General features: G+C 44.9%; 17 protein-coding genes and 1 riboswitch. Of the genes, 8 read left to right on the top strand and 9 right to left on the bottom strand.

The features are described from left to right. Positions 1-117 precede the first annotated feature (117 nt). Entirely contained in the window at positions 118-1,215 is a 1,098-nt protein-coding gene (locus QQL36_RS33735) for an Mrp/NBP35 family ATP-binding protein (protein ID WP_083721464.1), read from the bottom strand. A 167-nt stretch (positions 1,216-1,382) separates the two neighbouring features. On the opposite strand from QQL36_RS33735, the gene QQL36_RS33740 reads away from it, so the two are divergent. Continuing rightward, a complete protein-coding gene (locus QQL36_RS33740) occupies positions 1,383-2,048 on the top strand; it encodes a carboxypeptidase-like regulatory domain-containing protein (RefSeq protein WP_083721465.1) in 666 nt (221 codons plus the stop codon). Positions 2,049-2,283: 235 nt separating this feature from the next. Next, positions 2,284-3,180, top strand: a complete 897-nt coding sequence (locus QQL36_RS33745; protein WP_321568289.1) for a 3-hydroxybutyryl-CoA dehydrogenase — start codon at positions 2,284-2,286, stop codon at positions 3,178-3,180. A gap of 222 nt (positions 3,181-3,402) precedes the next feature. On the opposite strand, the gene QQL36_RS33750 is transcribed toward QQL36_RS33745, so the two are convergent. The 3 genes from QQL36_RS33750 to ribD are packed head-to-tail and all read right to left on the bottom strand — an operon-like array spanning position 3,403 to position 6,349. Next, positions 3,403-3,999: an IMPACT family protein gene (locus QQL36_RS33750; RefSeq protein ID WP_083721466.1), complete on the bottom strand. Its 597-nt coding sequence runs from the start codon at positions 3,997-3,999 to the stop codon at positions 3,403-3,405. A gap of 9 nt (positions 4,000-4,008) precedes the next feature. Next, a complete protein-coding gene (locus QQL36_RS33755; protein WP_321568290.1) occupies positions 4,009-5,280 on the bottom strand; it encodes a hypothetical protein in 1,272 nt (423 codons plus the stop codon). 1 nt (position 5,281) lies between these two features. Then, positions 5,282-6,349, bottom strand: a complete 1,068-nt coding sequence (gene ribD / locus QQL36_RS33760) for a bifunctional diaminohydroxyphosphoribosylaminopyrimidine deaminase/5-amino-6-(5-phosphoribosylamino)uracil reductase RibD (RefSeq protein WP_321568291.1) — start codon at positions 6,347-6,349, stop codon at positions 5,282-5,284. Positions 6,350-6,426: 77 nt separating this feature from the next. Here ribD and prmC point away from each other — a divergent pair, with 77 nt between their 5' ends. Next, positions 6,427-7,284: a peptide chain release factor N(5)-glutamine methyltransferase gene (gene prmC / locus QQL36_RS33765; RefSeq protein WP_179091001.1), complete on the top strand. Its 858-nt coding sequence runs from the start codon at positions 6,427-6,429 to the stop codon at positions 7,282-7,284. Positions 7,285-7,678: 394 nt separating this feature from the next. Here prmC and QQL36_RS33770 read toward each other — a convergent pair whose 3' ends face one another. The 3 genes from QQL36_RS33770 to pepT form a co-directional block, all read right to left on the bottom strand. Next, positions 7,679-8,095: an ExbD/TolR family protein gene (locus QQL36_RS33770; protein WP_083721470.1), complete on the bottom strand. Its 417-nt coding sequence runs from the start codon at positions 8,093-8,095 to the stop codon at positions 7,679-7,681. 8 nt (positions 8,096-8,103) lie between these two features. Further along, positions 8,104-8,820 carry a MotA/TolQ/ExbB proton channel family protein gene (locus QQL36_RS33775; RefSeq protein ID WP_083721471.1) on the bottom strand — a complete coding sequence of 239 codons (717 nt, stop codon included), beginning with the start codon at positions 8,818-8,820 and terminating at the stop codon, positions 8,104-8,106. A gap of 249 nt (positions 8,821-9,069) precedes the next feature. Further along, a complete protein-coding gene (pepT, locus tag QQL36_RS33780) occupies positions 9,070-10,314 on the bottom strand; it encodes a peptidase T (protein WP_321568292.1) in 1,245 nt (414 codons plus the stop codon). 135 nt (positions 10,315-10,449) lie between these two features. Beyond that, positions 10,450-10,587, top strand: a riboswitch (cobalamin riboswitch). Between the two features lie 21 nt (positions 10,588-10,608). Here pepT and metE point away from each other — a divergent pair. The 3 genes from metE (at position 10,609) to QQL36_RS33795 (ending at position 13,832) form a co-directional block, all read left to right on the top strand. Continuing rightward, positions 10,609-13,050 carry a 5-methyltetrahydropteroyltriglutamate--homocysteine S-methyltransferase gene (gene metE, locus QQL36_RS33785; RefSeq protein WP_321568293.1) on the top strand — a complete coding sequence of 814 codons (2,442 nt, stop codon included), beginning with the start codon at positions 10,609-10,611 and terminating at the stop codon, positions 13,048-13,050. 144 nt (positions 13,051-13,194) lie between these two features. After that, entirely contained in the window at positions 13,195-13,410 is a 216-nt protein-coding gene (locus QQL36_RS33790) for a cysteine-rich CWC family protein (protein WP_083721474.1), read from the top strand. 17 nt (positions 13,411-13,427) lie between these two features. Beyond that, a complete protein-coding gene (locus QQL36_RS33795; RefSeq protein WP_083721475.1) occupies positions 13,428-13,832 on the top strand; it encodes an acyl-CoA thioesterase in 405 nt (134 codons plus the stop codon). A 54-nt stretch (positions 13,833-13,886) separates the two neighbouring features. Here QQL36_RS33795 and QQL36_RS33800 read toward each other — a convergent pair whose 3' ends face one another. Then, positions 13,887-14,315, bottom strand: a complete 429-nt coding sequence (locus tag QQL36_RS33800) for an FKBP-type peptidyl-prolyl cis-trans isomerase (RefSeq protein WP_083721592.1) — start codon at positions 14,313-14,315, stop codon at positions 13,887-13,889. Positions 14,316-14,448: 133 nt separating this feature from the next. Between QQL36_RS33800 and QQL36_RS33805 the strand changes: the two genes are divergently transcribed. After that, positions 14,449-15,612: an exo-beta-N-acetylmuramidase NamZ domain-containing protein gene (locus tag QQL36_RS33805; RefSeq protein ID WP_083721476.1), complete on the top strand. Its 1,164-nt coding sequence runs from the start codon at positions 14,449-14,451 to the stop codon at positions 15,610-15,612. Next, positions 15,602-16,534, top strand: coding sequence for a methionyl-tRNA formyltransferase (fmt, locus tag QQL36_RS33810; RefSeq protein WP_083721477.1), 933 nt, complete (start codon positions 15,602-15,604; stop codon positions 16,532-16,534). Before QQL36_RS33805 ends, fmt begins: the two co-directional genes overlap by 11 nt. A gap of 201 nt (positions 16,535-16,735) precedes the next feature. Here fmt and QQL36_RS33815 read toward each other — a convergent pair whose 3' ends face one another. Next, positions 16,736-17,719, bottom strand: a complete 984-nt coding sequence (locus QQL36_RS33815) for a LysM peptidoglycan-binding domain-containing protein (RefSeq protein ID WP_321568294.1) — start codon at positions 17,717-17,719, stop codon at positions 16,736-16,738. Positions 17,720-17,761 lie beyond the last annotated feature (42 nt).

Below are 17,761 nucleotides of genomic sequence, written 5' to 3' on the forward strand. Positions count from 1 at the left end.
ATACCTGATGGAGCCAGATTCCACTGTATGCATTTCTCAGGAGTTTCATTTATAAATGATACACCTTCCTTTTTTCAGCGCCTGTGGCCAGCCTTAATGCCAGCCGTTATGATTTCTTTATACAAATACTTCTACAATTCTGGTAGGCGCTACATTCGCATTCCTCATCGCAATGCTTCTTGCCGCCATACTTGCAAAGCCCATAAACGCCAGCTTGGTCGCATCCTCTCCACCCAGCATAGCCGGTACTCCTTCATCTCCACCTTCACGAATACTCTGAACGATCGGGATCTGACCCAGGAATGGAATTTCCAGGTCTTCCGCCAAACGCTTACCGCCATCTTTACCAAATATGTAATATTTGTTATCAGGCAGCTCAGCAGGTGTGAAATAAGACATGTTCTCCACCAGACCAATGATCGGTACATTGATTTGTGGACCATTGAACATAGCAATACCTTTCTTCGCATCAGCCAGTGCCACATCCTGCGGAGTGGTTACTATCACAGCGCCTGTAACTGGTACGGTCTGTACCAGGGTCAGGTGAATATCGCCAGTGCCCGGAGGCATGTCAATTACCAGGTAATCCAGCTCATCCCAGTATACGTCGGTAATGAACTGCTTGAGGGCGCTGCTGGCCATTGGACCACGCCATACTACTGCCTGTTTCTCATCGATCAGTAAACCGATGGACATCAGTTTGATACCATGCTTCTCCAAAGGAACGATCATGCCTTTTCCATCCACATTCACCATCATAGGACGGTGACCACGAACCCCAAACATAATAGGTACTGAAGGTCCGTAAATATCTGCATCCATCAACCCTACTTTGGCACCGCCTTCAGACAGGGCGAGGGCCAGGTTGGCCGCTACAGTAGACTTACCTACGCCTCCCTTGCCGGAAGCTACTACGATGATGTTTTTCACACCAGGCAGCAGGCTCTTTCCATCCTTACGGTTGGAGTTTACGTTGGCAGTCATATTTACATGCACTTCAGCATCTTTGCTGACCAGGTGATGGACAGCATTGATACAGGCATTTCTGATCAGATCTTTCAATGGACAGGCAGGGGTAGTAAGCACAACAGTGAACGTCACTTTATTCCCATCTATCTCAATGTCTTTCACCATGTTAAGCGTTACCAGGTCCTTCCCCAGATCAGGCTCTTCCACATTGCTCAAAGCCTTTAAAATCTGTTCCGTAGTGATCATAAATAGTTGTTAATTTTAATTCGAGGCTGTAAAGTTAACCTAATTGCTAGTTACTTTGTCAGCGCTGTCATAGTTTTTGTCAATTGGTTCCGTTCATCCATCTATATGTACAGGAAAAACATTCCTATGGCTTATGTTTAATTCAAATCATTTATCTTAGAGGCGGCATGCATAAGAAGATTTCCTACATACTGTTTTCGCTTTTGTTTCTACCTTTTCTGCTGAAAGCACAGTTAACGCAGTTCAAAGATAGTATCATACAGATTTCCGGCATTACAATGACGGCAGATAGTTTAAGAGCCGTTCCAGCAGTGAGTATTCTCATAAAAGGACAAAACAGGGGTACCATCTCCAATCCGCAGGGGGTGTTTTCCATCGTGGCTTTTAAAGGTGATACGCTTATCTTTTCTGCAATTGGTTACAAGAGAAAAGAATTTAGAATTCCTACCACTCTGCCAGGTAATGCATATTCCCTGTTGCAGCTCATGGTAGATGATACGACTTACCTGCCGGTAACGATCATTAAACCTTATCCTTCGAGGGAAGAGTTTGAGAAGGCGTTTGTAAGTATGGATGTGCCGGATGACCAGTACGAACTGGCCAGGAAGAATACGGAAGAGGCGAAGATGAGGGCTATTTCAAGGTATGTGCCACCAGATGCGGCCGAGGCGACGAATATGTACTTTAACAGGCAGGCACAGAACCTCTATTATGCAGGACAGTTACCGCCACAGAATATTATGAACCCACTGGCATGGGCGCAGTTTATACAGGCGTGGAAGCGAGGGGATTTCAAAAGTGGGAGTAATAAACAATACGGATACGGATATTAGTATTTAAAAATATTGACAAAACCGGATCAATCGCAAAGTGGTTGATCCGGTTTTGTATTTGGGGGATGGGAGAACGATTGGGGATTGCTGTGATAGATGAATAGGTTTTGTATTTGGGGGATGGGAGAACACAATTTTCAGTTACTCTAGTTAGCCTTCAAAGTTGGAAGCAATTGAATTTTGAAATTTGAAGTTTCAATTTCATATTCACTTAAATTTGATGAAATTCAATTCCATGTTTTCATCAAAAAATATTGCCGTGATCGGCGCCGGCACCATGGGTAATGGCATCGCACACGTTTTCGCCCAAAACAATTTTACAGTTACCCTGATCGACGTATCCGCACCCGCATTAGAACGCGCCTTGCAAACCATCGAAAAAAACCTTGACAGACAGGTAGCAAAAGCAACCATTACAAATGAAATAAAGTCCGGTACTTTAGGCAATATTACCACCACCACAGACCTCGCCACCGGTGTACAAAACGCCGATCTGGTCGTGGAAGCCGCCACTGAAAACACTACCCTGAAACTGAAAATATTTCAGGACCTGGATCAATATGCAAACCCCAATGCTATACTCGCTACCAACACCTCTTCTATTTCCATCACGAAGATCGCTGCTGCTACCAAACGCCCCGGTAAGGTAATCGGCATGCACTTTATGAACCCCGTTCCTGTCATGAAACTGGTGGAAATTATCAATGGCTATGCAACAGAAAAAAGTGTGACAGACACCATCGTTGCTCTCTCTTCTCAGTTAGGCAAAGTACCGTGTGTAGTCAATGACTATCCGGGTTTTATTGCCAATCGCATCTTAATGCCCATGATCAATGAAGCCATCAGTTCATTATACGAAGGGGTAGCAGGTGTTGCAGAAATTGATACCGTGATGAAACTGGGAATGGCACATCCGATGGGGCCATTGCAGTTGGCTGATTTTATCGGACTGGATGTATGTCTTTCTATTTTACGCGTATTGCAGGATGGATTTGGGAATCCAAAATATGCCCCTTGTCCGCTGCTGGTAAATATGGTGACGGCGGGTTATCTGGGGGTGAAAAGTGGAGAAGGATTTTATAAATATGAGAAAGGGAGTAAAGACCTGGTCGTGAGTGATCGCTTTAAATAAATTGGTTCAGGCATCAGTGGCTTTTAGTGTGCCGGCACCGGGAGCGTTTTTTATAAATCATTGTATGTTTCAAATAATCTCCCTACGTTTTAAATAAATCGCTTTATGTTTTAGATAAATTGTAAGTTCAAATGATAAGCGCAACAAATTAATAAAATCACGGGTTGCACTTATTGCTTGAATACAGTAATCACTTTATGTTTTAGATAAATAAAGAAGGCGCTAAGCCTTCTTTATTTCTAACCCATGAATATCTTTTAGCTTCAACATCGCCAACTCCTGCACGGCTTTCGGGATCCCGATATCCATACTGCAAAACAGCTGTAACTCCTGTCCATATACGGTACAGTTCTGTTGCTTCACCACCATCATAATATCGTTCAGAATAGTGTAGTCAAAACTGAGATGATACTTTACCTCTACATTTTTCTGCACCGCAGGAATCACCTGCAGTACCATTGAAGCAGACATCTTATAAGCATTGATCAGACCCGGTGCACCTAATAATGTACCACCAAAGTAGCGGACCACCACCACCAGTGTATCAGTCAATCCCTTGCTGTCTATCTGCCCCAGAATAGGCTTTCCGGCTGTACCAGAAGGTTCACCGTCATCACTGGCGCGAAACTGTAATCCATCTGTACCCAGCCTGTAAGCAAAACAATGATGCGTCGCTTTGGGGTGTTCTTTTTTCACTTCCTGCAGGCATTCTTTCACCTGCTCCACCGACTTCACCGGCCATGCATAGGCCAGGAACTTACTGCCCCTGTCCTTAAATTCAGCCGTTGCTGATTTTTCTATAGTAAAATAAACTTCCATGCTTAGTTGTTAAGGGGTATAATTGATCACCAGCAGGTTGTTCTGCTTCAGATCCGTTTTTATGCGCACGTATTTCCTGATCTTACCTGCGGTGATCTTCATCACAGCTGTATTGGGAGGAATACTCCCCAAATTGTCTGCCAGTAATATCATCCGGTTCTCGCCGGGTTGGAGTGTAACTGATAATTTTTGTCTGCGTTTTAATACGGGGAACCCACTGACTATAAATTTATCATTCAGGCGAATGGAAATGCTGTCACCATCTTCGGCGGCATCATCCCACAATTCCAGTTCTACATCACCGGTGTTCACCGTGATCTGGTCCAGCAGGTTGTTACGCCTTTCCGTCACCCTGTTATCTACTGTGGGTAAGGGTTGCTGCGGCTTAGGTTTCCTGTATACCTGTGCTACCAGGAAGGTAGAATAGTAATTGGATTTGTCATGAAAATCATAAATAGCATCCACACTATCCGTCTTGATCCTGAAGGAACCTGTGTTTGGGGGGAGTCTGCCGAAATTGTCTGCAAAGAATCCCAATATGTTCATACCTGTATCAAGCTTTACCTGGAAGAGGGAGCCCCCGGGACTTACATACTGCTGGTTCAGCAATGTTTTACCATTGTGTGTAAAGGTCACGGTATCTTTGTCATCTACATCTTCGTCCCTGATAAAGACGGGGATGATGGAATCGTACACGGTCACTTTATCATATACGCCGAAATAAATGGTATCGCCTTCGGGATGAATCATGCGGTTGGTATCCGGACTTTTCCAGGGGATGTTATCTTTCTTTTTTAATAAGATTGGTTTCTTCGATAGCAGTTCCCGCAGGTAATCCTTCATCATGCCATAGATTTCATCGTCATGATAAAACCCCTGCATATACAACTCGAAAGAGTTGATCCACATGCGTTCAATAGAAATGCCATTGGGTTTAAAATCCAGTGTACCATTGAGGTACAGCATCCAGGCGCCGATTTTGAATGGCGTTTCAGAGAAGGGGTATTTATTTCTGCCAATGCCGAGTTCGTGGTCGTTCTTTTTACATAACAACACTTCGTAGGAACCGGAAAAGGAGCCGTAATCAATTTTGAGGAGGGCCGGATACAGCATTTTGTTGGAAGGTTCGCTGATCTGCCATTCCATGCTGATAGTTTTGGAGCTGCCAGTGGGGGTGTAATCCATATGCCAGGTACCGGTCCATTTATCACCCTGGCCTACTGCCTGAAGTGAGTAAAGAATGAATATCCATATGCATATAGGTGCCCTGAATTTGTACATGTTATTGTTCCCTGTGGTAAATAAAAATATGATCGCCCAGTAGCGGGGTTTCAGAAGTTAGCTTTGCATGCTTTAACAGCGGTGCCGGAAGTCCTGCTGGCAATGTGATGGATCCTCTGATTATCCTTGCCTCATCCCACAATCCGGCTTCGATAAAGCTATTCAGAGTGGCGGCGCCGCCTTCTACCAGAACACTGAGCACCCGGCGCTCGTGCAGTTCGTGCATCAGCTGTGGGAGGCTGTCGCCGCTGAAGGCGACGGTCTCCTGACTACCATCGTTCAATTGATCAGCTTCAGGTAACCTGTGGTTTTGACTATCTCCGCTGAAAAAGAAAGTTTCCTGACTACCATCGCACAGATGATGAGTATTAGGTACCCTGTGGTGGGGGTCTATCACAATGCGCAAAGGATCATTGCCTGTCCAGAAACGGTTATTGAGCCGGGGATTATCCATTACGGCAGTACGGCTGCCGACCAGAATACCTGCCTCCTCACTCCGCCAGCGGTGTACCAGTCTGTCGGAGTAGTGATTGGAGATACGAACAGGATGTCCGTCTTCAGTACCCATATACCCTGCCTGGCACTGGGCCCATTTTAATATTATATAGGGGCGTTGTTGCTCATAAAATGTAAAAAAGCGGCTGTTCAGTGCCCTGCATTCTGCTTCCAGGATACCTGTCCGCACGGTGACACCTGCATTTTGGAGGATGCTGATCCCTTTTCCGGCTACGGCGCTGAAGGTATCAATACAGCCAATGACCACTTCCCGGATCTTTTCTGTGACGATCAGGTTGGCACAGGGAGGTGTTTTGCCATAGTGAGCACAGGGTTCCAGGCTCACGTACATGGTGGCTGCAGGAATCAGGTGCCGGTTCCCATCTTTTACAGAATTGACACAATTCACCTCGGCATGCGCCTGCCCGTATACCCTGTGGTATCCCTCTCCTATTATCCTGCCTTCGTGCACCAACACCGCTCCCACCATAGGGTTCGGGGCTACATGCCCTGCTCCAAGGGTAGCCAGCTGAATGCAACGGGACATGAAAAATTCATCTGTAAGGCGGTTCATGACAGTATTTGTATCTTTACTTTTGCCTGCAAAAATATCGTTTACGCAGGGAATTTCCCTTTTTTATACCAGAGCTTATGACCATTCAGGCCGCATTTGTACAGATCATCTCCGCGCTAACCCCCATCCATGGCGATCGGGAAGCTGCCAGTATCGCTCATATTTTAATGGAGCATATTACCGGTCTTGGCAGAATGGATAGGATCGTCTATAAAGATAAAGAACTTACTGAGGATCAGGAGGTTCAATTACCTATTGCACTGGAAGCCATGTTGAGAAATGAACCGGTGCAGTATGTGACGGGAACAGCTTGGTTTTATGGGATGGAATTGAAGGTAACACCGGATGTGTTGATACCAAGACCGGAAACGGAGGAATTGGCAGAGTGGATTATTGAGGATGTGCGAAAGGCGGGCACGCAACCAGGAATATTGGATATTGGTACGGGGAGTGGGGCGATACCGCTGGCGATTAAAAAAAATCTGCCTTTGGCTACTGTTAGTGCTATCGATATAAGTTCGGGGGCATTGAAGATCGCGATAGAAAATGCGAATAAACTATCACTGGCAATTAACTTTTCACTGGTGGACGTATTAGATGCCAATGCAACTGCGGCTTTGCCTTCCTATGATATTATTGTAAGTAATCCTCCTTATATCTGTGAACATGAGAGCGCGGGTATGCAGGAGCAGGTGGTGAGCTATGAGCCGAATATTGCACTGTTTGTACCTGATAATGATCCTCTTCGTTTTTATCGCAGAATAGGTCAGTTGGGGCAGGAGAAGTTATCTGCAGGTGGTGGGTTGTATTTTGAGATTAATGAGGCGTATGGGAAGGAAACGGTGAGTTTGCTGGAGGAGCAGGGGTATGTCAATGTGGTATTGAAACAGGATCTCTATGGAAAGGATAGGATGGTGAAGGCAACTAAATTTTAACATTACAGGGTAATAAACACTGGTATGCCAGGTTACTAAATTTTAACATTACAGGCTATTCAACGATGCTATGCCAGGCAACTAAATTTTAACATTACAAATATTAAACCTGGGTAGCAATGTCGGGTCTTTATAGCAGCAGTCTATAACCTGCATGCGAGCTAACTTCTTTATTATTACTTCTCAATTGGCAAAAAGAACGGCTCCGGAACTTAAGTGGTCCGGAGCCGTTTGAATTTCGTATTGGTATAGTCGTTAGCACTATCTGGCAGAGTTGACCTTTGGACTTACAGTCATCAGATCTGGTTGTAAAAGTAGATCGTAAGACTTGTTTTAGTCGTTAGAGCTATCTGGTATTGATTGATGATCATAAGGATTGCCATAGCCGTCAACCCTATTTAGTTTCAGGCGGTTTAGTAGTTGCCAATACAACCTTGGCACCTATTTCGCGCGCAATCTCCATAATAGACACCACATCCTCTACCGGAACTGACTTTTCTGCATTCACCACGATGGTAGGATCTACTTCCTTGGAATCGCGGGCGATAGATGCGGCAAGCATCTGCTTCAGACTTCCAAAAGCTACCTTGTTGGTACCTACAAAGAATTCTCTTTTATCGTTGATGCTGACAACCACAGTCTGTTTAGACTTGGTATTGCTCTTTGCCTTTGGCAAAGTCAGCTTGATTACATTCGGATTAGCCAGCGTGGATACGATCAGGAAGAAGAGCAGCAGAATGAACAAGATGTCATTCAGCGCCCCGCTGTGCATCTCCACGTGATTTTTATTTCTTCTGTTGCGTAAGTTCATAAGCTTGATTATCTGGTTGGCTCCTGTAAAATATCGATAAACTCAGCAGAAGCAGCTTCCATCTTATTGATAGTCTTGTCTATCTGTGCGTTCAGGAAACTGTAGCCGATATAAGCCACCAGACCGATAATCAGACCAGATGCAGAAGTGATCATCTTCACATAGATACCACCGGCAATGGTGCCCAGTGTGATATCGGAAGTGATAGAGATATTGAAGAAGGTCTGAATCATACCAGCGATGGTACCCAGGAATCCGAACATAGGTGCGATACCGGAAATAATGGAGAGAATCACGAGGTTCTTTTCCATTTTATAAATTTCCAGTTTACCTACATTCTCCATGGATTTCTCGATGCTCTCAATAGGCTTACCTATACGCTGTATGCCTTTGTCGATCATACGGGCAATAGGACTGTTGGTGTTCTTTGACAAAGAACGGGCAGCCTGGATGTTGCCATTGGAGATATGATCACGGATCATTGGCATGAAGTTATCTTCCAGTTTACCTGCTTTGGAGATGGTGAGATACCTTTCTACAAAGGAGAAAACAGCGATAACAGAGAGGATCCCGAGAGGGATCATGAGAATACCACCCTTTGCCAGCAGGTCTAATAAGCTGATATGCTGATCGGCAGCGGCGACGGTACTTGCGCCGGCAGCCACTGTATCGGGCTTAGGCGATAATAAGGAATCCTGGAGTAATGTTACTAATCCTAAGAGCATGAATAAAAATTTAACCTTGCAAAAGTATTACATCAAATGCAACAAGCAGGGAAAGATACCAATATTATGTAAACATTTAACGTATATGTCCCTAAAATATTATCCCCATGCATCATAAGTGGATGATGCACTTCCTCTTGCAGCCATTTCTATGCCAGATGTGAATCAGGTGCTTTTTCGTGCACCTGATGTGGTCAGGTGTTTTACTATAGCTGAATTGAGACACCCCTCTTTTCTCCCACACCTGCATCAGCTCTTCTCCTCCCAAACCTGCGCCAAATGCACGATCGTCTGCACCGCCTTTTGCATATCCTGTATGCTCACATATTCATACTTACTGTGCAGCGCCATCTCACCTGTAAAGATATTAGGACATGGCAAACCCATAAAAGAAAGACGGGAACCATCTGTACCCCCACGGATAATCATTTTCAATGGCTCCACTCCTGCCCTGCGAATCGCTTCTTCCGCATAATCAGTGACCTGCGGATGCAGGTTCAGCACCTCTTTCATATTGCGATACTGCTCTGTAACAGTGAGTTTCGCACTGGCAGTCGGATAATTTGGCATCACGGCATCCAGTATATTCTGCAGGAAAGCCGCATGGTCTTTTAGTTTGGCAGTGACGAAGTCACGAAGAATGAAATCAATTTCTGCATGTTCTACGATACCACTCACTCTCACTGGGTGAATAAACCCCTGACGATCTTCGGTGGTTTCAGGAGAAAGGCTGTCTTTGGGCAGTGCGTCTACGATTTCCGAAGCTATCTTGATGGCGCTCACCAATTTATCCTTTGCTGTGCCCGGGTGTACACTCACCCCTTCGATCACAATTTTGGCCGCATCGGCACTGAAGCTCTCGTCTTCCAGTGAACCCAGTTCGCCGCCATCAAGGGTGTAACCAAAACTGGCGCCGAGCTTAGACATATCCAGTTTTTCTACGCCACGACCTACTTCTTCATCTGGTGTGAAGAGGATGCGGATGGTGCCATGTTTGATTTCAGGGTGCGCCATCAGGTAATGAGCGGCATCCATGATTTCGGCTATACCAGCTTTGTCGTCGGCACCCAACAGGGTATTGCCGGCGGCGGTGATGATGTCGTCGCCTATTTTGGAAGCGAGGTATGGATGAAGGGCGGTTTTGATGATGGTATTATCTTCAGGCAGTTCAATGTCGTCGCCATCGTAATGCATGTGGATGATGGGTTTTACACCTGTACCACTACAGTCACTGCTGGTGTCCATGTGAGAGCAGAAGCAGATCACAGGCACCTCTTTGGTAGTGTTAGAAGGAATGGTGGCGAATACATAACCATGTTCATCCATCTCAGTATCGGTGATGCCTATTTCGTGCAGTTCCTGTATGAGCAGGCGACCAAGGTCCTTTTGTTTTTCTGTGGAAGGAAAACTTTTGCTCAGTGGATCGGACTGTGTGTCTATCTGGACATAGCGCAGGAAGCGCTCAGTAACGGTGTATTTGTAATTAGTGAACATAGTGCAAACGTAAGAAATACTAGTAAAAGTAAAATTTACTATTTATTACTGACAATTATTATAAAAACAGCACATATGAATAGTTTTATTTCATTAAACAGAACAATACACCAAATATTACAACTTAAATAGTTCATTTTATCTTTCTTCATAGGTTTGTGTAGAAATTTGTGCTGCGGTATGGAACCGTGTGCAAATCACGGGCTGACGCGCAACTGTAAATGACGTATGCTGTCATGAAGCCAGATACTTGTCGCAGGCAGATATTTTTTCACCTTATTAAATAATGTAAGTATGCAAACGAATGTTCCCGGCTATCCGCGAATTGGTAGCAACAGAGAATTGAAGAAAGCAAACGAAGCGTATTGGGCAGGCAGGATCTCTTTGGAGAAGTTGCAGATGACTGCCAGACAGCTTCGCCGTCAGAATTGGGAAACCCTGCGTGATGCCGGGATTGATCTGATTCCTTCGAATGACTTTTCTTATTATGACCAGGTGCTGGATATGTGTTTGATGACGAATACGATTCCTGCCAGGTTCCTGGCATTGCAGGCTACACAGGTGTCGGCGAGTAGTCCTGAGTTGTATTTTGGTATGGCGCGTGGGTACCAGAAAAATGGGTTTGACCTGACGGCGTTGGAAATGACGAAGTGGTTTGATACGAACTATCATTATCTCGTACCTGAGTTTGATGGTACACAACAATTTGCTTTAACTTATAATAAAGCGCTGGAAGAATTTGAAGAAGCAAAGGCATTGGGGATACATACCAAACCTGTGCTCATTGGGCCTGTGAGCTTTTTGCTGTTGGGTAAGATCAAAGATGAAAAATTGCAGGCAGCTGATTTACTGGATAAATTATTGCCTGTATATATATCCCTGTTACAGTCTTTGGAAAATGCAGGAGCTACCTGGATCCAGATAGATGAACCTACGCTGGTGCTGGATCTGACACCACAGGAGCAATCAATGTTTTCATATGCTTATAGTAAGATTGCAGCCGTCCTTTCATCCGTTAAATTGTTGTTGACTACATATTTTGGTAGCCTGCAGGATAATACTGCGTTGACTTTGAAACTACCGGTAAATGCATTGCATATTGATCTGGTGCGTGCACCGGAACAATTAGAAGTTATTTTGGAGCATGCGCCCAAACACCTGCAACTGTCATTGGGTGTAGTGAATGGAAGGAATATCTGGAAGAATAATTATGAGAATAGTCTGGCATTAATTAAGAGAGCGATTGCCGTATTGGGTGAAGAGAGAGTAATGATTGGTAGTTCCTGTTCATTGCTGCATTCGCCATATGATCTGGATCTGGAAGAGCTGACACCACAATTGAAAAACTGGATGGCGTTTGCAAAGCAGAAGGTGTATGAGTTGGTGGATATCAGGAAAATTCTGGATGGGGAGGATGCGATTAAGGATGGAGATAAAGCGATTCGGACTGGTGAGCATGTGACCCTGGATGGTGATAACGCGATTCGGAATGATAAGCATACAACCCTGGATGGTGATAACGCGATTCGTAATAGTGATCATACGACCCTGGATGGCATTCATGCGATTCTCGCAGCCAATAAAGCTGCTATGCAGGAAAGAGCCACGGCGAACATCATTCACAAACCAGCTGTAAAAGCCCGTCTGGCAGCATTGACAGCAAACGACGCCAATCGTAAAAGTGAGTTTACCATTCGTCAGCAGGCACAGGAAGCAGTGCTAAAATTGCCGTTATTCCCCACTACAACCATTGGTTCATTTCCACAGACAGAAGATATCCGTAAGCTGCGTGCAGATGTAAAGAAAGGAGCGATCACACAGGATGATTATGATATAGCAATTCGTAAAGCGATTGGTGAATCCGTGCATTTACAGGAACGTTTGCAATTGGATGTATTGGTGCATGGAGAGTTTGAGCGGAATGACATGGTGGAATATTTTGGTGAACAACTGGAAGGATTTGTATTTACAAAGAATGGTTGGGTACAAAGTTATGGTTCACGATGTGTAAAACCACCTATCATTTATGGTGATGTATCCCGTCCTGTACCAATGACAGTAGCATGGAGCAGTTATGCACAATCGCTGACAAAACAACCAATGAAAGGTATGCTGACAGGGCCTGTGACGATATTGCAATGGTCATTTGTGAGAGATGATCAACCACGTGCAGAGACCACTTTACAAATTGCACTTGCCATCAGAGATGAGGTAAATGACCTGGAAAAAGCGGGTATCCGGGTGATACAGGTAGATGAACCTGCTATCCGGGAAGGATTACCACTGCGTCGTGCAGATTGGGGAGCGTATTTGGAGTGGGCTGTAAAAGCCTTTAGGGTAGCAGTTTCTGGCGTGGAAGATGCGACGCAGATACATACACACATGTGCTATTCTGAGTTTAATGATATCATTGATAGTATTGCAGCAATGGATGCAGATGTGATTACGATTGAAACATCCAGATCACAAATGGAATTGTTAGAAGTATTTTCCACATTCAGGTATCCTTATGAAATAGGCCCTGGTGTATATGATATTCATTCGCCAAGAGTACCCACTGTAGCGGAAATGACGGCATTACTTGAAAAAGCGGCGCAGCTGCTACCTGCAAGAAATATATGGGTGAATCCTGATTGCGGATTGAAAACAAGAAAGTGGCAAGAGACGGAACAGGCTTTGAGGAATATGGTGAGTGCTGCGCAACAGATGAGGGTCGCTATTAAACAGCCGATTTGATTGAGTTACTTCTTTGATCGGGTTACTTCACTGAGCAGCATTACGGAACAGCTTCGCTGTTCCGTAATGCTGTTATGCGTTTGTCTGGAATGCTTTCGGAGCAAGCATTCCAGACAAACACTATATTTTTCGTACCTTTAAGCTATGGCAGAACATGAAACCGTCAGCTGTCCACGCTGTAACAAAACATTCGAATGCCGGGTCGGCTCTATTCTTCGCTGCCAATGCCAGGAGGTTACGCTTAATGAAGAAGAACGAATCTTCATCGCTACCCAATATTCAGGTTGCCTTTGCGCCGCTTGCATGGAAGAGATGAAAACGAAATACAAAGAGGAACAATTAAAAAGGAACAATTTTTAAAGCGATAAATCAACATTATGGCCTACGAAGCGCAAATAGCCAATTCCGTCACCCGCATTTTCAAAGCGGTGTTTCCAAACACAGTGAACCACTACGATACGTTATTCGGCGGCACCGCCATGCAACTCATGGACGAAGTCGCCTTCATTACCGCCACCCGCTTCAGCAGAATGCGCATGGTAACCGTTTCCAGTGACAAAATTGATTTTAAAAAAGCCATCCCACATGGCACCATTATAGAACTCGTCGGTGAAGTCGTTCATGTAGGCAAAACAAGCCTGAAAGTGGAGGTGAATATTTACGTGGAACAGATGTACACTACACACAGAGAAAAGGCCATATCCGGCTCCTTTACCTTTGTAGCCATCGACGACGAGAAGCGACCTATACAAATCGAAATAATGGAAGAAGAAAACGTATAAAAAGAAAAAGGGTGTTTGCCATAAAGCAAACACCCTTTTGTCTTATATCCTTGATTATACGATCTCTACAAGTTCAATATCAAAGACCAATGGCTCACCAGCCAGCGGATGATTCGCATCCAAAGTGATAAATTCGCTGCTGATAGCAGTTACCTTCACAGGAAACACCTGACCCTGTGGATTGCTCATCTGCAGTTCCATACCTACCTGAGGATTCAGATCTTCCGGAATATTCTGCTTAGGGAAATCCATGATCAATTCGTCGTTTTTAGGGCCATAAGCCTCTTCAACGGGAATATTTAGGGTTTTCTTATCACCTGGTATCATATCCACCACACCACTGTCGAAGCCTTTAATAACCATACCGGCGCCAACCTGAAATTCCAGCGGGTCTCTGCCTTCGGAGGAATCAAATGTAGTTCCGTCGGTCAGACGGCCATGATAATGCACACGCACCGTATCTCCGTTTTTAACTGCTTGCATAAAATAAATTGTTATGTGTTTAGGAATTTTATTACCTGCAAGGTAAGAAAAATGATTAAAGTGCCAAGTGGTTAGGTGCATTCTGTCTGCATTATAGGAAATTAAGCCTGTAAATTTTACTATTTTTGATCCTATGTATAAATTCCTCCTCTCCTTCATTATTTCGGCCTCTTTCCTGCTGCCGGCAAAGGCACAGGTCATTACCGGGGCAGACCGGACAGCAGAGTATCTTCCGCTGCTCAAAGGCAAAAGAGTCGCTCTCCTGGTCAATCAGACAGCCACGATTGGCAATACGCACCTCGTAGATTCATTGTTAAAACTAAAGGTGAATATCATAAAGATCTTCAGCCCCGAACATGGCTTCCGAGGCAAGGCTGACGCCGGCGAAAAAGTAGGCAACAGCAAAGACGCCGCCACCGGTCTCACCATTGTATCGCTCTATGGCAAACATAGAAAAGCTGATGCCAATGATCTGAAAGATGTAGACATCCTCATCTTTGATATTCAGGATGTAGGCACCCGCTTCTATACTTACATCTCTTCTTTACAGGAACTGATGGAATCTGCTGGTGAAAATAATAAACCACTCATTGTTCTGGACCGGCCAAATCCAAATGGTCATTATGTAGATGGCCCTGTTCTGGATACGGCGCTTCGTTCTTTTGTTGGTATGCAACCCATTCCTATCGTACATGGCCTCACTGTGGGTGAATATGCGAAACTACTGAATGGTGAGAAATGGCTGAAGAACGGCGTGCAATGTAAACTCACTGTGATCACCTGCAAAAAGTATGATCACCATACCTACTACGAACTGCCCGTGAAACCCTCTCCCAATCTGCCTAATATGGCAGCTATCTATCTCTATCCAAGTATGTGCCTCTTTGAAGGTACTGCTCTGAGTCTGGGCAGAGGTACGGACCTGCCTTTCCAGGTGTTTGGTAGTCCTGAGTTTCCTAAGAACCTGTACTCATTTACGCCACATAGCACAGAAGGGGCGAAAGAACCTCCGCTGAAGGATGTAACTTGCTATGGTTACAACCTGACGGGTACATCAGCAGAAAGTAGAGCGAAGATGAACAACCAGGTACAACTGAAATGGCTCATTCAGGCTTATCAATTGTTCCCAAATAAGGATAAATTTTTTATCAGTAGTTTCAACAGGTTAGCAGGGAATACTACCTTGCAGCAGCAAATCAAACAAGGATTGAGCGAGGCTGCTATTCGTCAGAGCTGGGAACCGGCTTTGAGTCATTTTAAAACTATCAGGAAGAAATATTTACTATATGCAGAGTGATTCTCTTAGGATCGTATTTATGGGTACACCAGATTTTGCAGTGGCGTCTCTGGATATACTGGTACAGAACGGATTTAATGTGGTGGGAGTGATTACGGCGCCGGATAAGCCGGCGGGCCGTGGATTACAGCTGCAGGAGAGTGCGGTGAAGAAGTATGCGGTGAGTAAAGGATTGCATGTAATGCAGCCGGAGAAGTTGAAGAATCCGGAATTTCTGGAAGAGTTGAGGGGGTTGAAAGCAGACCTGCAGGTGGTGGTAGCGTTTCGGATGCTGCCGGTAGTAGTGTGGGATATGCCGAAATTAGGGACGATCAATGTGCATGGGTCTTTGTTGCCGAATTATAGAGGGGCGGCGCCGATTAACTGGGCGATTATTAATGGGGAGAAGGAGTCGGGCGTGACAACGTTTAAGTTGCAGCATGAGATTGATACGGGAGATGTGATGTTTAGTCAGGCGGTGGCAATAAGAGAGGATGAAACAGCAGGGGAATTGCATGATGCGTTGATGGCGACAGGGGCTGAGTTGTTGCTGAAAACGGTGACGGCTATTGCGAAAGGGGATGTGCATGAGGTGCCGCAGGCCGATATTAAGGCGGAAGATATTAAGCATGCGCCGAAGATATTTAAGGAGGATTGTCAGGTTAAGTGGGAGGCTTCTATTGATCATATTTATAACCTTGTTAGAGGATTGAGTCCTTATCCTACTGCATGGGCGACTTTGCAGGGGAAGAGTGTGAAGATTTTTAAAGCGACGAAAGAGAAGGCGGTTCCTTCAGTAGCTCCCGGTGAGTTTGTGACGGATGGGAAGAGCTATTTAAAAATAGCAGCGAGTGATGGGTATTTGAATCTGGTGGAGATACAACTGGAGGGGAAAAAGCGGATGGATATAGAGGCGTTCTTACGTGGGTTCAGAGCGAATTGATGAGTGAATTAATAGGCAAATTAATAGGCAAAAAAAGGCCTTCATCTTCGATGAAGGCCTTTTTTTGTGAGTCGAAAGGTTTTGCTTTTGCTGTCGCAAAAGCAAAACCTTTCGGTATAAGTTTGCGGTTCTTTGTGCTTTGTTCTTAGTTACTAACAATTAGTTCTTAGTAACTAATTCTTGGTTTCTAGTTCTTGGTTTTTAATTCTCGTAGCTCAATTCACAGTAGAACTTCGGATCATTTGTACCCAATGCTTCCAGCGCTGAATCACTCAATTTAATTATCAAACCAGCATTCTGCTTGATCTGCGGAATCGTCTCCAACACTTTTGCATAAATATACTTACCATTCAGCGGGTTCGTTACTTTAATGATCGTACCGCGCTGCGCTGTATTGTGCAATGCATAATATTTACCTGCAGCTGCATTACTCTTGAACCATCCACCAGGCCCTTTTTCTGTGGTAGCATTTTTACCATTGCCCGTCTGCTGTACATACAATGATTCAAATGTAGAACCTGCGGTAGTCACTGGTTTGGTTGTTTCTGCAGGTGCTGGAGCCGGTGCTGGCGTAGATGGTGCCGGATTAGACTCTACTGGCGGAGCAGGGTTATTATTACTAACCGGAGCTGTTGGTGTAGGTGCCGGTGTGTTATTTACCGAAGCAGGCGTTGGCGCCGGCGTAGATGGTGTCGGAACTGGTGCTGGTGTAGGGTTGTGTGCAACCGCTCCACCACCGCCACCTTTCAGGTAACCGATAATCACGTAGGTATCCTTCTTCAACCCATCGCCAGACATGTTGTTCCAACGACGAATATTATCCAACGGCACCTTGTTATGATTGAGACTCAGGCGATACAATGTCTCGCTGGCTTCTACTTTATGATACAATGGCGCACCACCACTTGCAGCATCCGCCTTTTGCGAGAAGTTTGTACCATTCAGCGGGATCTTGACATTCTGTCCCAGCTGCAGACCTTTATCGGCAGAAATGTTATTCTCCGCAGCTATATCCTTGATAGGCAGACTGAATGTCCTGCCCAGGCTATATAAAGTTTCACCTTTTTTCACTGTGTGCAGTACGTACAGGTCAGGAGTAGTTCCCTGCACCTGGATGATATCCTGTGCATACGCGCCTGCTACTGATAATACAAGTACCGCTAATGTCATGAACGATTTTACCATACTTCGCTGTTTATACCTTTCGGGCAACTAAATTATAAATAT

Origin of the sequence: Chitinophaga sp. LS1, assembly GCF_034274695.1 — a bacterium.
GTDB lineage: Bacteria > Bacteroidota > Bacteroidia > Chitinophagales > Chitinophagaceae > Chitinophaga.

What these genes read in the sequence shown, in the direction of transcription:
- QQL36_RS33740 (WP_083721465.1), top strand. Translation starts at nt 1,383, where the DNA reads ATGCATAAGAAGATTTCCTACATACTGTTTTCGCTTTTGTTTCTACCT.
- fmt (WP_083721477.1), top strand. Translation starts at nt 15,602, where the DNA reads ATGCAGAGTGATTCTCTTAGGATCGTATTTATGGGTACACCAGATTTT.
- QQL36_RS33805 (WP_083721476.1), top strand. Translation starts at nt 14,449, where the DNA reads ATGTATAAATTCCTCCTCTCCTTCATTATTTCGGCCTCTTTCCTGCTG.
- QQL36_RS33745 (WP_321568289.1), top strand. Translation starts at nt 2,284, where the DNA reads ATGTTTTCATCAAAAAATATTGCCGTGATCGGCGCCGGCACCATGGGT.
- metE (WP_321568293.1), top strand. Translation starts at nt 10,609, where the DNA reads ATGCAAACGAATGTTCCCGGCTATCCGCGAATTGGTAGCAACAGAGAA.
- QQL36_RS33815 (WP_321568294.1), bottom strand. Translation starts at nt 17,719, where the DNA reads ATGGTAAAATCGTTCATGACATTAGCGGTACTTGTATTATCAGTAGCA.
- QQL36_RS33770 (WP_083721470.1), bottom strand. Translation starts at nt 8,095, where the DNA reads ATGAACTTACGCAACAGAAGAAATAAAAATCACGTGGAGATGCACAGC.
- QQL36_RS33795 (WP_083721475.1), top strand. Translation starts at nt 13,428, where the DNA reads ATGGCCTACGAAGCGCAAATAGCCAATTCCGTCACCCGCATTTTCAAA.
- QQL36_RS33755 (WP_321568290.1), bottom strand. Translation starts at nt 5,280, where the DNA reads ATGTACAAATTCAGGGCACCTATATGCATATGGATATTCATTCTTTAC.
- QQL36_RS33735 (WP_083721464.1), bottom strand. Translation starts at nt 1,215, where the DNA reads ATGATCACTACGGAACAGATTTTAAAGGCTTTGAGCAATGTGGAAGAG.
- prmC (WP_179091001.1), top strand. Translation starts at nt 6,427, where the DNA reads ATGACCATTCAGGCCGCATTTGTACAGATCATCTCCGCGCTAACCCCC.
- ribD (WP_321568291.1), bottom strand. Translation starts at nt 6,349, where the DNA reads ATGAACCGCCTTACAGATGAATTTTTCATGTCCCGTTGCATTCAGCTG.
- pepT (WP_321568292.1), bottom strand. Translation starts at nt 10,314, where the DNA reads ATGTTCACTAATTACAAATACACCGTTACTGAGCGCTTCCTGCGCTAT.
- QQL36_RS33750 (WP_083721466.1), bottom strand. Translation starts at nt 3,999, where the DNA reads ATGGAAGTTTATTTTACTATAGAAAAATCAGCAACGGCTGAATTTAAG.
- QQL36_RS33800 (WP_083721592.1), bottom strand. Translation starts at nt 14,315, where the DNA reads ATGCAAGCAGTTAAAAACGGAGATACGGTGCGTGTGCATTATCATGGC.
- QQL36_RS33790 (WP_083721474.1), top strand. Translation starts at nt 13,195, where the DNA reads ATGGCAGAACATGAAACCGTCAGCTGTCCACGCTGTAACAAAACATTC.
- QQL36_RS33775 (WP_083721471.1), bottom strand. Translation starts at nt 8,820, where the DNA reads ATGCTCTTAGGATTAGTAACATTACTCCAGGATTCCTTATTATCGCCT.